General features: G+C 42.6%; 13 protein-coding genes and 1 pseudogene. 8 read left to right on the top strand and 6 right to left on the bottom strand.

Translation table 11 applies throughout. From position 1 onward, the window contains the following. Nucleotides 1-20: 20 nt before the first annotated feature. From V7K50_RS27895 to V7K50_RS27860, 8 genes are all read left to right on the top strand, one after another. Entirely contained in the window at nt 21-1,886 is a 1,866-nt protein-coding gene (locus V7K50_RS27895; protein WP_334965844.1) for a fatty acyl-AMP ligase, read from the top strand. After that, nucleotides 1,873-3,480: an acyl-CoA dehydrogenase family protein gene (locus V7K50_RS27890; RefSeq protein WP_334965842.1), complete on the top strand. Its 1,608-nt coding sequence runs from the start codon at nt 1,873-1,875 to the stop codon at nt 3,478-3,480. Before V7K50_RS27895 ends, V7K50_RS27890 begins: the two co-directional genes overlap by 14 nt. Before the next feature lie 32 nt (nt 3,481-3,512). Continuing rightward, a complete protein-coding gene (locus V7K50_RS27885; RefSeq protein ID WP_334965840.1) occupies nt 3,513-4,472 on the top strand; it encodes an acyl-CoA desaturase in 960 nt (319 codons plus the stop codon). A 25-nt stretch (nt 4,473-4,497) separates the two neighbouring features. Then, nucleotides 4,498-4,758: an acyl carrier protein gene (locus V7K50_RS27880; RefSeq protein WP_334965838.1), complete on the top strand. Its 261-nt coding sequence runs from the start codon at nt 4,498-4,500 to the stop codon at nt 4,756-4,758. 31 nt (nt 4,759-4,789) lie between these two features. Further along, nucleotides 4,790-6,025, top strand: a complete 1,236-nt coding sequence (locus V7K50_RS27875) for an acyl-CoA dehydrogenase family protein (RefSeq protein ID WP_334965836.1) — start codon at nt 4,790-4,792, stop codon at nt 6,023-6,025. Nucleotides 6,026-6,081: 56 nt separating this feature from the next. Next, nucleotides 6,082-7,041 (top strand): acyl-CoA desaturase, encoded by a 960-nt coding sequence (locus V7K50_RS27870; RefSeq protein WP_334965834.1) that lies wholly within the window; start codon nt 6,082-6,084, stop codon nt 7,039-7,041. Between the two features lie 371 nt (nt 7,042-7,412). Beyond that, entirely contained in the window at nt 7,413-8,021 is a 609-nt protein-coding gene (locus V7K50_RS27865; RefSeq protein ID WP_334965831.1) for an L-threonylcarbamoyladenylate synthase, read from the top strand. A gap of 98 nt (nt 8,022-8,119) precedes the next feature. After that, nucleotides 8,120-9,040, top strand: a complete 921-nt coding sequence (locus V7K50_RS27860; protein ID WP_334965829.1) for a sensor histidine kinase — start codon at nt 8,120-8,122, stop codon at nt 9,038-9,040. Here V7K50_RS27860 and V7K50_RS27855 read toward each other — a convergent pair. The 6 genes and pseudogenes from V7K50_RS27855 to V7K50_RS27830 all read right to left on the bottom strand — a co-directional run bounded on the left by V7K50_RS27855 (nt 9,003) and on the right by V7K50_RS27830 (nt 14,409). Next, the gene (locus tag V7K50_RS27855; protein WP_334965828.1) at nt 9,003-9,473 is read right to left on the bottom strand and encodes a GNAT family N-acetyltransferase; all 471 of its coding nucleotides are present in this window, start codon (nt 9,471-9,473) and stop codon (nt 9,003-9,005) included. The two genes, V7K50_RS27860 and V7K50_RS27855, sit on opposite strands and share 38 nt — an antisense overlap. A gap of 49 nt (nt 9,474-9,522) precedes the next feature. After that, nucleotides 9,523-9,936: a hypothetical protein gene (locus V7K50_RS27850; protein WP_334965826.1), complete on the bottom strand. Its 414-nt coding sequence runs from the start codon at nt 9,934-9,936 to the stop codon at nt 9,523-9,525. Between the two features lie 74 nt (nt 9,937-10,010). Beyond that, on the bottom strand, nt 10,011-10,988 hold the full coding sequence (gene secF / locus V7K50_RS27845) for a protein translocase subunit SecF (RefSeq protein WP_334965824.1): 978 nt from the start codon (nt 10,986-10,988) through the stop codon (nt 10,011-10,013). Beyond that, a complete protein-coding gene (gene secD, locus V7K50_RS27840; protein WP_334965912.1) occupies nt 10,985-12,403 on the bottom strand; it encodes a protein translocase subunit SecD in 1,419 nt (472 codons plus the stop codon). Before secD ends, secF begins: the two co-directional genes overlap by 4 nt. A gap of 83 nt (nt 12,404-12,486) precedes the next feature. Beyond that, nucleotides 12,487-13,320, bottom strand: a pseudogene (locus tag V7K50_RS27835) (preprotein translocase subunit SecD); the annotation flags it as partial. A 105-nt stretch (nt 13,321-13,425) separates the two neighbouring features. After that, a complete protein-coding gene (locus tag V7K50_RS27830; RefSeq protein ID WP_334965822.1) occupies nt 13,426-14,409 on the bottom strand; it encodes an alpha-ketoacid dehydrogenase subunit beta in 984 nt (327 codons plus the stop codon). Nucleotides 14,410-14,530 lie beyond the last annotated feature (121 nt).

Raw genomic sequence — 14,530 nt, 5'->3', positions numbered from 1 at the left:
GTAAACTGTGAAATTGGCTTATGACTATTTGTTTGGCTGATCTCCAAAACCCTCTTGACAAATTTTCAAATTTAATAGAATTACTCAGCTACAGAGCTAAAAATCAGCCTCAGCAAAGGGCTTATATATTTCTCAAAGATGGAGAAACTGAAGAAAACAGCCTGACTTATGGAGAATTAGACCTGCAAGCGCGATCGCTCGCTACCCATCTTCAGTCTCTAGTATCTCCTGGCGAACGGGCTTTGCTGTTGTATCCACCGGGATTAGAATTCATTAGCGCCTTCTTTGGCTGTTTATATGCGGGTGTTATCGCCGTTCCCGCTTATCCACCCCGAGCCAATATGAACTTGCTCAGGTTGCAGGCGATCGCTAAAGATGCCCAAGCCAAGATAGTCTTGACCACAAAATCTTTGTTAACGGTCGAAAATCCAGAATTGGCAACTATGCGCTGGTTAAATACTGATTGCATTGACAGCAATCTCAGTTCAGATTGGCAAAAACCAAGACTAGAGAGAGACACTCTGGCATTTCTGCAATACACTTCAGGCTCTACGGGAACGCCGAAGGGAGTGATGATCACTCATGGAAATTTACTGTGCAACCAGAGATCCATCAGAATGGGTTTCGGACATACAGATAAAACAATTTTTGTCGGTTGGTTACCCTTATTCCACGATATGGGTCTGATTGGGAACGTTTTGCAGCCTCTATATTTGGGTATCCCGTCTATTTTGATGTCACCAGTAGCTTTCCTGCAAAAGCCTTTTTCCTGGTTGCAAGCTATTTCTCGTTACAAAGCCACTACTAGCGGCGGGCCAGATTTTGCTTACGATTTGTGCGTTCGCAAGATTACTCCCGAACAGCTTTCTAGTCTTGATTTAAGCAGTTGGGAAGTCGCTTTCAATGGAGCCGAACCAGTCCGTGCCGAGACAATGGAGCTATTTGCTAACTATTTCGCTCCTTGTGGTTTCCGTCGAGAAGCATTTTATCCCTGTTACGGGATGGCTGAGGCAACTTTATTCGTTTCTGGAGGTTTAAAAACAGCTTCGCCGATTCTGTACCAAGTTGAAGCAGCAGCCCTTGAGGAAAATCAGGTGGTGGCGGCTGAATCTGGGGAAGGAACTAAAACAATTGTGGGCTGTGGTCGCACCTGGTTAGATGAAAAAATCGTCATTGTCGATCGCGAATCTTTAACTCAGTGTCCTCCTGGGAAGGTGGGAGAGATTTGGGTATCAGGTTCTTCTGTGGCTGGTGGCTATTGGAACCAACCAGAAAAAACTGCGGAAACTTTTCAAAGTTATCTGGGGGATACAGGAGAAGGGCCGTTTCTTTGCACGGGTGACTTGGGATTTTTGCAAGATGGCGAACTATTTGTTACCGGACGACTAAAAGATGTGATTATCATCCGAGGACAAAATCATTATCCCCAGGATATTGAGTTAACAGTGCAAAAAAGTCATCCAGCATTGCGATCGCATTGTGGAGCAGCTTTCACTGTAGATCAGAAGGGACAACAGCGATTAATTGTTGTTCAAGAGGTAGAACGAACCTATTTAAGGCGGTTGGATATTCAAGAAGTCGTCGGCAATATCACTGAAGCAGTTGTAGATAATCACGGTTTACAAGTGTATGCCACAGTTTTAATTAAACCTGGGAGTATTCCCAAGACATCTAGCGGGAAAATTCAGCGTCATGCCTGTCGGCGTGGGTTTCTAGATGGCAGTTTGAATGTGGTGGCGCACTGTAGTGGAACTCTTCAGCATCAAGCCCAGTTTCACAAGTTGGAAGTTGATGTCAACTCACTCTTAGTAAAAGTGCAGCAAGATAATCCTGATTCTCAAAAAGTAAATATTCAGGAGGGCGCAAAAGCTAATGCAGTTCAATAGTCAAAGTCAGTCTTTAGAAAGTTCAAGTCGTCAACGTGCAGAGCAAGTCATCCATTGGTTACGTGACTATGCCCAAAGACGAATCAATTCTAGACTTATGGACGAGCGACGGTGTATAACTCCTCACGTCGTTCTAGACTTTGGCAAAAAAGGTTTGTTGGGAATGATTGTGCCTCAATCATGCGGGGGTCTTGGCTTAAGTTACAGTGATATGTTGCAAGTGATGGAACAACTTGCAGCTATTGATCTCAACTTAGCTTCATTTGTTGGTGTAAACAATTTTCTCGGAATCTACCCAATTCTTAAGCATGGTACACCTGAGATTAAAGAAACCTATCTCCAGAATTTAGCCCAAGGGAGAGATTTAGCAGCCTTTGCCATTACCGAACCATCTGCCGGATCTAATCCTAGAGGAATCAAGGCTGAAGCCCATCCAGATGGAAGTGGTGGGTGGTTACTTAGCGGCACCAAAATTTGGAGCGGTTCTGCATCTTGGTCAAGCGCGATCAATATTTTTGCTCATGTTGTAGATGAACAAGGCGACTCTTTGGGAATCACAGCATTTACCATTCCCGAAAATGCTCAAGGATTGAGGCAAGGTACTGAAGCTCTGACGATGGGAATGCGAGGTATGGTTCAGAATACTATTCACCTTGAGCAGGTAAAAGTCAATCATGAAAATGTTTTAGGCGAAATTGGTTCTGGTTTTGAAGTAGCCCAGGACGCAATGCAACTAGCGAGATTGGGAATTTCTGCCACCTGTATTGGCGGAATGAAACATTGTGCCCAACTCATGCTTCGTTATGCTACCCGTCGCTCAATTGGTATAGAACGGCTAATAAATCAACAGATTACTTTACAACGTCTGAGTGATTTAACAGCAGCAATTGGTGCAGTTGAGTGCTTGGTGAAAACCATTGCAACATCCCTAGATGAAGAGAAACCTGTTCCTTTAGAAGCTTATCTTGTCGCTAAGATTATCGCCCCCGAATTAATGTGGCAAGCAGCAGATAATCTAGTTCAGCTACTAGGTGGACGGGGTTATATCGAATCTAATATTGCGCCCCAAATCTTACGGGATGCTCGTTTATTTCGGATTTTTGAGGGGCCAACTGAAACTTTACAGATGCATTTGGGTTTATTAACTTTATACCAAACACCTCAAGTCTTTTCATCTCTTAATGAGTTTTTGGGAGCGACAAAAATCAGCGAACAATTGCAACAGACGGCTGAAACTTGTGCTTCTTACCTCAAAAAGAAAAACCTCTCTGGGAACAGTAATAAGAAATTAAGTAAAATATTATCCCAGAAATTGGGTGATGTAGCTGCATGGGCATTTGTGGTTGCTTGCATACAAAAGTCATATCAAAGTGAACCGACAGATGAATTACAACGTGTCGAAAATTGGGGTCAACAATATTTTCAGGCAAAGATAGCTAATGCTCTTACAGGAAATATCTATGCTCAGACTTTACTAGATATTAATCAGGTAGAAAGTCTGATTAATCAGTATGCCGAAAAAATTGGTGATATCGAGCAAGGTTTAGCTGGAGAAGAAGATGAACTGGATGAATATCTCTGTAAAAAAGCCTAATTTTAAAGGATTGAATGAGGATGTAAAAGCTCATGCAGTTAAATAATCAAAATCCTTCTTTGTTGACTTCAACTAAAGAAGCAAAAATCACAATCAAAAATGATTACTTACAAACAGTACAAAAGCGGTTAGCCGCAGCCACGATCGTTATTCCTTTGATCGGGACACTGATAGCGCTGAAATTCGCTTGGGATTTTGGAATTAATCTCATGGAATTAGAACTGCTTTTGGTTTTCTGGTTTCTCACAATGATTGGCGGGGTGACTGTAGGTAATCATCGGCTTTTATGTCACTGTGCTTTTAAGACCCACCCATCTGTGCGAGTTGCTTTGGCTATCTTGGGTTCTATGGCGGCTCAAGGCCCTGTGATTAATTGGGTGAGCAATCATAGACGACATCATCAATATAGCGACCAGATAGGAGATACTCATTCACCCAACCTTTATCAAGGAGAATCTTGGGGAAAGTTAAGGGGAATGTGGCATAGCCATGTTGGCTGGATACTTAACGGCGAAATCACAAATACTACAGTGTTTGCGAAGGATTTGCTGCAAGACCCTGTGATGAAAAAAGTCAATCAACAATACCTAATTTTCGTTTTTTTAGGTCTTTTGATTCCAGCTATTCTTGGAGGACTTTTATCAGGTACTTGGATAGGTGTAGGGCAAGGATTTTTGTGGGGAGGGCTTGTGCGAATTTTTGTAGTCCATCATTTAACTTGGTGTCTTAACTCCATTGTTCATCTGTATGGTAGTCGCCCTTTGAATACTAGTGAACAGAGTACTAATAATGTTTGGCTGGCAATTTCTACAGGAGGAGAAGGATGGCATAACAATCATCATGCTTTTCCTAACTCAGCAAAGTTTGGGTTGCAATGGTGGCAAGTTGATTTAGGGTACTGGTTAATCCGCACTCTGGAAGTATTAGGTTTAGCTTGGGATGTTAAAGTTCCCACACTCGGAATGATTGAAGCGAAAAAAACTGCTAGCTGATTTTAGTCTAAATTTTGGAGGATGTATGCTTTCTCAAAAAACTGAAACTTTGAAAGTATCTACTACAGAAATCAAAGAATGGTTGATTTCTTATCTAGCAGATTTGCTAGAAATCGAACCCGAAGAAGTAAATGTAGAAACCACTTTTGCCCGTTATGGTTTAGATTCATCGGTAGCGGTGGTTTTAACCGGAGATTTAGCAGATTGGCTAGGAAAAGAGCTAGAGCTAAGGCTAGTTTGGGATTACCCGACGATCGCATCTCTTGCACAACATTTAAGCGAATAGTTTTAGTACGAATTTTATGGAGATGCTGAAAATGGTTTTATCTACCTTACAAGAAACAAAAGACTACATTGCTCTAGCTGCGTCATTAGGAAAGGAGTTTGCTAAAACAGCAGTCGAACGGGATGCCAAAGGTGGTAGTCCGACTGCCGAACTAAATCGTCTGCGAGAAAGTGGTCTGCTTAAACTCCTGATCCCAGAACAATATGGTGGATTTGGTCAAAGTTGGGTTACAGCCCTCAAAGTTGTACGAGAAATTGCCAAAGCGGATGGCTCCCTTGGTCAACTTTTGGGATACCACTATGTCAATTCTGTCATCCCTGAACTAAATGGTACTCCCGAACAAAAAGCCCGATTCTACAGCGAAACTACTCGCAACAACTGGTTTTGGGGTGATGCTGTTAATCCGCGAGATCCTAAATTGGTGCTAACAGCAGATGGAAAAAATTTCCGGCTCAATGGTACTAAAAACTTTGCCACAGGCAGTACTGGCTCCGACATTATTGTAGTGACAGCAGCGCGAGGATATGTAGAGAATCTTCCCGTTAGCATTGTTGCCAAGCATCGGGAAGCTGTGGAGAATCTTCCCATTGCCATTGTTCCCACCCATCGAGAAGGAGTGGTTCTCAATGACGATTGGGATTACATTGGACAGCGACAAACCGATAGCGGTAGCGTCACTTTTAATAATGTCTTGATTCACCGAGATGAGATTCTGGGCAATCCTAACTCTAAAGATGCGCCTAGCTCCTTTGCCTCATTGGTAACTCCTGCTTTCCAGTCCGTCTTTGTCAATTTCTATCTGGGAATTGCACTAGGTGCCTTTGAGGAAGGCAAGCAATATACACTATCTGGAAGCCGTCCCTGGATTTTTTCACCTGCCCACACGGCAGCTAAAGATCCTTATATTATTGAGCAATACGGTAATCTCTGGGTGAGTTTGATTTCAACCATCAGCCATGTTGATTATGTCAACTCGGTCTTCCAATCTGCCTGGGAAAAGGGAGAAGACCTGACAGCCACCGAACGCGGTGAAACTGCTGTTATTATTAGCACTGCCAAAGTCTTGACTACACGAGTGGCATTAGAAGTGACAAGCAAGATTTTTGAAGTGATGGGAACTCGTGCTACTGCGACAAAATATCGCTTTGATCGCTTCTGGCGCAATGTCCGTACTCATACTCTGCACGATCCAGTTGTTTACAAAGTCCACGAAGTTGGTGACTGGGTACTCAACGAACAAATCCCACCCTTCACCATTTACACCTAAGCCAAATGGTACGAAGTTAATAGTGAAGACAAGATTTAAGGAGGATGTAGAACCTAATGCAGTTAGACAATCAAAGTCATGGTTTGGCGACTTTAAGTAAAACAACAAAGATAATAATCCAAAATGATTACTTACAACAAGTACAAAGGCGTTTTGCTATAGCCACAATCATAATTCCTTTGATCGGGACAATGATAGCGCTCAAATTCGCTTGGGATTTTGGAATTAATCTCATGGAATTAGCATTGCTTTTGGTCTTCTGGTTTCTCACTATGGTCGGAGGGATTACTGTAGGTTTTCATCGGGTTTTATCTCACTGCACTTTTAAAACCCACCCATCTGTTCGAGTTGGTTTGGCTATCTTAGGTTCTATGGCGGCTCAAGGACCTGTTATTAATTGGGTGAGCAATCATAGGCGCCATCATCAATACAGTGACCAGATAGGAGATACTCATTCACCCAACCTTCACCAAGGAGGATTTTGGGGAAGGTTAAACGGAATATGGTATAGCCATATTGGTTGGATGCTTAACTGCGAAATCACAAATTCTACAGTGTTTGCGAAGGATTTGCTGCAAGACCCTGTGATAAAAAAAGTCAACCAACAATACCTAGTTCTGGTCTTTTTAGGTCTTTTGATTCCAGCTATTCTTGGAGGACTTTTATCAGGTACTTGGATAGGTATATGGCAAGGACTTTTGTGGGGAGGACTTGTGCGAATTTTTGTAGTGCATCATTTAACTTGGACTATTAATTCCATTAGTCATCTGTATGGCAGTCGCCCCTTCAATAGTAGTGAGCAGAGTACTAATAATGTTTGGCTGGCAATTCCTACAGGAGGAGAAGCATGGCATAATAATCATCATGCTTTTCCTAACTCGGCAAAGTTTGGGTTGCAATGGTGGCAAGTTGATTTAGGGTACTGGTTAATCCACACTCTGGAAGTATTAGGTTTAGCTTGGGATGTTAAAGTTCCCACACTCGGAATGATTGAAGCGAAAAAAACTGCTAGCTGATTTTAGTCTAAATTTTGGAAGATGTATAAGACTCTTAGGGACTTTCAAGAAATAAATTATCCAAATGAACGAACCACAGAGACGCAGATAACACAGAGATAGGAGAAATAGAGAAGATTTTTGCGTCAGTTTTGGGATATTTTTTTATTTGGAAGTCCCTTATTTGAGCATCTCTTTTTCAAGATTTAACCAAGTAATTAAATACCGTGCTACTGGTTGATAAATATTAGACATCTTGCATAAATATATTTATGCAAAAATGGGGGAAAGGATTTTGATTCCTTTTCCCTTTTGCCTAACTTATGCAAGAATTTGATTTAAGCTCAAATCAAAATATATATTAAATTGTTCTCCCCGACTTACTTAGTAAGATGACGCAAGTTTCCCTCACAGACCTAATAGCTGGCGCACAGGCCGGCCTTTTGGTGAGCTTTCCCACGGATACGGTTCCTGCACTTGCGGCGATACCAGAAAAAGCCGGATTAATTTTTACGGCTAAACAACGCAGTCAAGACAAACCTTTGATTTTGATGGCTGCTAATGCTGGAGATTTGTGGCCTTATGTCAAAGGTGATGAGAACGAGTATAAAATATGGCAAGAATTAACAGATAAATATTGGCCAGGAGGGGTGACGTTAGTTTTACCAGCAAGCGATCGCGTGCCAAAAGTTATGAACCCTATTGATCCAACGACAATTGGGATTCGAGTCCCAAACAGTGCGATCGCTCAATCTATTCTGACTCAAACAGGCCCTCTTGCTACCACTAGCGCCAATTTTTCCGGTCAACCGCCTTTGCAAACGATCGCAGAAATTCAGACTCAGTTTCCCCAGGTTTTGACTTTAGCAACAACAGAATGCCAAGGTGAAATGCGGGGGATGGGTGTACCTTCCACCGTTGCTAAATGGACAGGGATCAATTGGCAGATTTTGCGGCAAGGTGGGATCAAGTTAGATATTTCGACTGATAACAAGGTATAGATAGCTATAATGTTGTTTTCCTGATTTGAACAACAGAGAAATCTGAAACTTTAGTTTGCGCTGTTGTGGTTAATTAACAAGTTAATAATTGCCAGATTATGAATTGGAGCAACTGGATATATCTAGGAGCAGGAATAGCACTAGGTATGGTTTTCCGTCAGTTATTTGGGCGATGGCCAAATGTTTCATCTAGCTCATCCCCAGTAGCGCCATTAGCTCAACCGGATATGCCATCAATATCACAACAGCTACAGCAAACCCATCTGGCATATCTGATGGCTAGGGAAATGAGTCTGTTTAAAGCTGGTTTTTTGGCACGAACTACCCATGAATTGCGATCGCCTTTTAATGGTTTAATTGGCTTACATCAATTAATTTTGTCAGATTTGTGTGAAAATCCAGCTGAAGAGCGAGAATTTATTGCCCAAGCTCACGAGCGAACTCTGAAGCTGCTGAAGCTGATGGATGAAATTCTCAACGTTGCAAGAGCTGAACATGGTACCAATAAATTAGATATTCAGCCTAGACCCTTAGCCCAAATTTTAGAGGAAGTTCATAAATTAACTTATATGCTGGCGGCAAATCGCAATTTTCCCTTGCAATTGTTACCCAGCGACCCAGAAATTTATGTTTTGGCAGATTATCTTTGGCTGCGCCAAGTATTAATAAGTTTAATAGACACTGCAATTAGTCAGATGGAGGAAGGTAGCATCTGTATTTCCAGCAGCGCCATAGGTACAAATAAATTTGTAACCATTTGGCTGGATGTACCAACCCATGCTATGACCTGGAGCGAGCCGATTGATTTGCTCAAATCTGAAGATCATCTGACCAAAATTGACCAAGAAAACGCTGCTCTTTCCCCAGGAATGAGGCTATTAATCAATCAGACTTTGATGGAAGTTATGGGAGGAAAGTTAGAAATCCTGCCCTCGACCATTGTGAAAGAACCACTTCAGCAGTTTACCAGACTACAAATCTCTATCCCCCTAGTGATTCCTGAAGCTGAACTTCTGTAGCAGCAAGGAAAGCACGGTTAGCTAGGTTGTGTAGCACCATCGTCGTGGTAGTGTTGGGTTGAAAACCAATCTTTTCGTAGAAACCCTGTTGGTGAGTAGTCATTAGATAAATGCGCTCAACCGACCTCATGCGGGGATGATTCAAAACGGTTTCGACTAACTTGCTTCCCAACCCACTATGTTGAGAATCTGGATGAATCACAACATCCCAAATTGTGGCGCGATATATGCCATCAGATGTTGCTCTCGCAAAGCCAATGAGTCGATCGCGATCGCACACAGAAATCACTGGTTCACTGTTGGCAATGGCTATACCTAAATCCTCAATACTACGTCCCTTTGCCCAGAAAGCTGAAACGTTTAACAGTTCTTGAAGTTGGTAAAGGTCAATTTCAGACTGGCGTTCGCTAAATTGAATCTGAGGCTCATTCATCTCTAGAAATTGCTGTACGTGTATATGTATATCCAAGGAGAAAGAAAATTTAATGACAAACCCACTTCCACAGAGGATGAGTTGCTCCCTGTTGACGTATCCGATAAACTTGTTTTTCTAAACGTTGTTTTTCCGGCTCTGGTAATCCGAATAGAATATTTCGACTTTGCCAAACTAAAACAGCAGCAGTCATACCCAGACAAAAGGCTAAACCAAAGGTAGATAGTGGATGGTAGAAGAGTCCAAATCTCACTGCCACCCAGGTAAAATATTGTTGCCACAAAGAAATTTCTGCACGTAGACCCCACAAGGAAACAGGCGCAATGGTCAGCCATAAACAGCCCACAAACAGCCATCGGCCATATACTGTCAGCTGATGTAGCCTTTGTACTTGTTGGGCAAAGGCTGGGTCAGATTTGTCAAAGTCTGGGACAGTAGTTAATGGTTCTTCTGGTTGATCCATAAATGGAAATAAAATTTCAAAGCATAGGTGAGCAATTTAAAATGCTTTTACCCAATTGTGAAATATACACAAGTTTAACTATCCTGAGAACTAGTAGGTGTATCAATTGACCCAGCACCTTCTACCACGCTGGTTTGACCTTTGCGCTCTCGCCACCAAGCTAGGAGAGTACTGGCGATGAAAATACTTGAATAAGCACCCATCGTGAAGCCAATAATCAAAGCTAGGGAAAAGTTTCTCAGTGTTTCTCCGCCAAATAGGAATAGGGAAAACAAGGTTAGCAAAACGGTTAACGTGGTATTAATTGAGCGCGTTAGAGTTTGATTGATGGCATCATCAACAACTTTGTCAATGTCATCGTTAGGATGTAGAGTCAGTATTTCTCGAATGCGATCGTAGATAACTACGGTATCTGTCACTGAGAAACCGGTAATAGTCAAAATAGCAACGACGAAAAGACTATCAACTTCAATACCTGCGACTAATCCCAAGATGGAGAAAGCACCCAGCGTAATCAAAACATCATGGAATAATGCAAGAATTGCGATTACGGCATAGTCTATCTGGAAACGCACACTCAAATAAATAACGATCGCAGCAAAGGAGACAAGCAGAGCTAATAACCCTTGGGAAAGTAGTTGACGACCAAGTGTTGGACCAACGGTATCAATTTGAGTGGCTTTCGGGTCAAAGGCTCCAATTTTTTCACTCAAAGCTGTTTGCAACTGGGTGCGTTGCTCGACATCTAATGTCTTTGTGCGAATGGATATTCCCTGTTGGTTTTTACCAACAACTTGGATGCTACTATTATTTAATTTCTGAGCGTCAACGACTTCCCTGACGTTAGAGATATCAATGGGTTGAGTGCAGTTGTTTGCTTGTGTACAATCGCGTTCAAATTGTAGTCGTGTACCACCAACAAAATCTAAGCTGGGACGTAGTGGTGCGCCGAGTTGTTGCCAAGAAATCACCATCGCCACGATGCCAATGATCATCAGGGTGGCAGAAATTGTCCACCATAATCCACGCTGTTTGATGACACTAAATTTCATAACTGCACCTCTGCACCAGACTTAATTGACGTTGAGAGATTGGGACAAAACAACTCTGGCTTACGCAAGTTGGGAAATTGCAATGATAAGAACAGCAGTGTGCGGCTACAAGTAATGGCAGTAAACAAATTCACCAATAACCCTAGCGCCAATGTCAAAGCAAAGCCTTTAACTAAACCTGCTCCTAAGAAAAACAGTGCAGCACAAGAAATTAATGATGTGACATGACTATCTAAAATGCTAGACCAAGCTCGGTAGAATCCTGACTCTACAGAACGATATAAACTTTTGCCAGCGCGTAGTTCTTCACGGGTGCGCTCAAAAATCAATACGTTAGCATCAACTGCCATACCGATACTGAGAATAAATCCAGCAATACCGGGAAGAGTTAATGTCACACCTAGCAAAGCGAAGGTGGCATAAGTCAATACGGCATAGATAATCAAGGCAAAGTCGGCAATTAATCCTGGTAGTCGGTAGTAAACTAACATGAAAATCAATACTAACAGCAATCCGCCAGCACCAGCGTAAATACTGCGTTGAATACTATCTTTACCTAATGTTGCCCCAACAGTGCGGTTTTCGACGATTTGCACTGGCAAGGGTAAAGCACCCCCCCGTAGCTGCACACCTAAGTTGTTAGCTTCTTCGGCGGTAAATCTACCTGTAATCACAGCAGCACCACCAGTAATACCAGTAGCGGCATGTTCTGGCCCGACACTGGGAGCGCTGATCAATTCATTGTCTAGGAAAATACCAATACTGCGTCCTGTACCGGCAAGTTTTTTCGTCAGTTCGGCAAACAGTTCACCACCCTTTTGATCGAAGCGAATGGCAACATTCCAATTGTTGCCTTGAGAGGGTTCACCGGCTGCCTCTTTGAGGAATTTCCCTGCGAGTGGGGGGTTTGTGCTTTCAAACAATTCAGCGATCGCTTGATTATTTTTCTGTAAATCTTGCTGATTTTTGACAATTTCTGCTTGATTGTTACTCTTTCTCAAATCTTGCTGCTTGGATTTATATTCAGCTCTGGATGCTTGGAAAGCAAGCAGTTGGGTTTCTGTATTTGGTTTTTGTGTCCGAAATTCTAACTGTGCTGTACCCCCTAACACCCGTTCAGCTTGTTGGGGATCGCTGACTCCGGGTAACTGCACTAGAATTTGATCTTTCCCTACAGTTTGTACCACTGGTTCAGAAACGCCAAGACCGTTAATGCGGCCTTCCACTACTTTTTTCACAGCTTCCAATTCGCGATCGGTGATTTGTTTAATCTCCGGTGTTGTTTTCACTTGAATTGTGAGCTGTGAGCCTCCGCGCAAGTCCAGTCCTAACGGAATCGAAATTGTGGTAATCACCGCAATGGCGGCGATTACCAGGACTACAATTAAAATTAAAAGCGATCGCTGTCTTTGCATACCATAACTCGCAACTGACAAACGCTATGATAGCGTTCTTTTGCTGCATCCATCATGAGTTAGGACTCCCGCTTCGTCGATAGGATTTTTATTGGTACTGGTAATGCACCACCGCGTAGCTGAATGCCTAAGTCATTGGCTTGTTGTGCAGTAAACCGTCCTGTAATCACAGCAGAGCCTCCAGTAATACCAGTGGCGGCAAATTCTACACCCACGGTAGGAGCGCTCATTAGTTGATTGTCAACAAAAACACCAATACTACGCCCAGTGCCAGCAAGGTTTTTCGTCAGTTCGGTAAACAGTTCACCACCTTTTTGGTCGAAGCGAATAGCCACATTCCAATTGTTACCTTGACTCGGTTCACCATAGGCATCCTTGAGATATTTGCCAGTTAATGGTGGATTGGTGCTTTCAAACAATTCGGCGATCGCTTGATTATTTTTCTGCAATTCTTCTTGATTCTTGACAATTGCGGCTTTGTCCTTGCTGTTTCTCAATTGTTGTTGCTTGGCTTGAAATTCGCCTCTAGATGCTTGGAAAGCAAACAGTTGGGTTTCTGTATTCAGCTTTTGGGTACGGAATTCTAACTGCGCTGTACCACTTAGCACCCGTTCGGCTTGCTCTGGATCGTTAACTCCTGGTAGCTGTACGAGAATTTTGTCTGCACCCACTATTTTAATAACTGGTTTTGAGATACCTAAACCGTTTAGACGACCTTCAATTACTTTTTTAACGGCTTCTAATTCTCGTTCAGTGATTTGCGGGATTTCTGGTGTTTTTTGTAACTCAATAATTAACTGATAACTTCCCCGTGGGTATTGGCTTTGTCCCAATAGGGCGGGAATGCAAGAACTCAAGGTCATTGCCACGACTACCTGAGTTGAAATTAGGGCTAATAATGAGCTTTGTTTTTGCATACCATAACCTGCTTCAACTAAAGATTATGATACCGTTCTCTTACGGAGCTAAAAGTTAAGAGTTATAAGTGAGAATTTTTACTCCTCACTCATAACTCCTCACTTTTAGACTCGCAACGCTACCATTTTTTCCACAGCTTCTACTATTTGCTCTGGTTGGACGATTGTCAGTCGTTCTAGATTGCCGTTGTAGGGTGTGGGGATATCTTGGGAAGAAAGCCGCAGTACTGGCGCATCCAATTCATCGAATAAGCGATCGTTTATTGAGGCGATGACTTCTGCTCCAATACCCGCAGTTCGCATGGATTCTTCCACAACAATGACTTTATGGGTTTTACGTATTGATGCACCAATGGTATCAAAATCTAATGGTTTGAGGGATATCAGGTCGATAATTTCTGGATCATATCCTTGTTTTTCAAGAGTTTTTACTGCTTGCACCACATGATGGCGCATCCGCGAGTAAGTAATAATGGTTACATCTTTTCCTTCACGTACAATTTCGGCTTTATCTAGAGGTAACAAATATTCTTCTTCTGGTAAATCTTCTTTCAAGTTGTAAAGCAGAACGTGTTCAAAGAACAACACGGGATTATCATTGCGGATGGCGGATTTCAGTAGTCCTTTAGCGTTTCTTGGTGTGGAGCAGGCAACAATTTTTAACCCTGGTACAGCTTGAAAGTAGGTTTCTAGTCGCTGGGAATGTTCTGCGCCTAGCTGTCGTCCCACACCTCCAGGGCCGCGAATTACCATCGGAATTTTAAAGTTACCGCCAGAAGTATAGCGCAGCATCCCAGCATTGTTGGCTATTTGGTTGAAGGCGAGTAGTAAAAAGCCCATATTCATCCCTTCGATGATAGGACGTAACCCAGTCATTGCGGCTCCCACAGCCATGCCAGTAAAGCTATTTTCGGCAATGGGGGTGTCTAAAATGCGGAGTTCGCCATATTTTTGGTACAGGTCTTTGGTAACTTTATAGGAACCGCCGTAGTGTCCGACATCTTCACCGAGAACGAATACGCTGGAGTCACGCGCCATTTCTTCATCAATGGCTTCCCGTAAGGCGTTGAAGAATAGTGTTTCTGCCATTTAGACCTTTTAGTACGATTATGGTTTTAGAATTTTATCGTGCTGCTGTCGCAAATACGGTGAGCGATCGCACTAGTTAGAGTTTAGATTGTTTAAACGAACCGTCCATAGCATACAGCGA

It is taken from the genome of Nostoc sp., assembly GCF_036917135.1.
Taxonomy (GTDB): Bacteria; Cyanobacteriota; Cyanobacteriia; order Cyanobacteriales; family Nostocaceae; genus Nostoc.
Note: the sequence above shows the minus strand (reverse complement) of the source record. Positions and strands in the feature narration are given on the sequence as shown.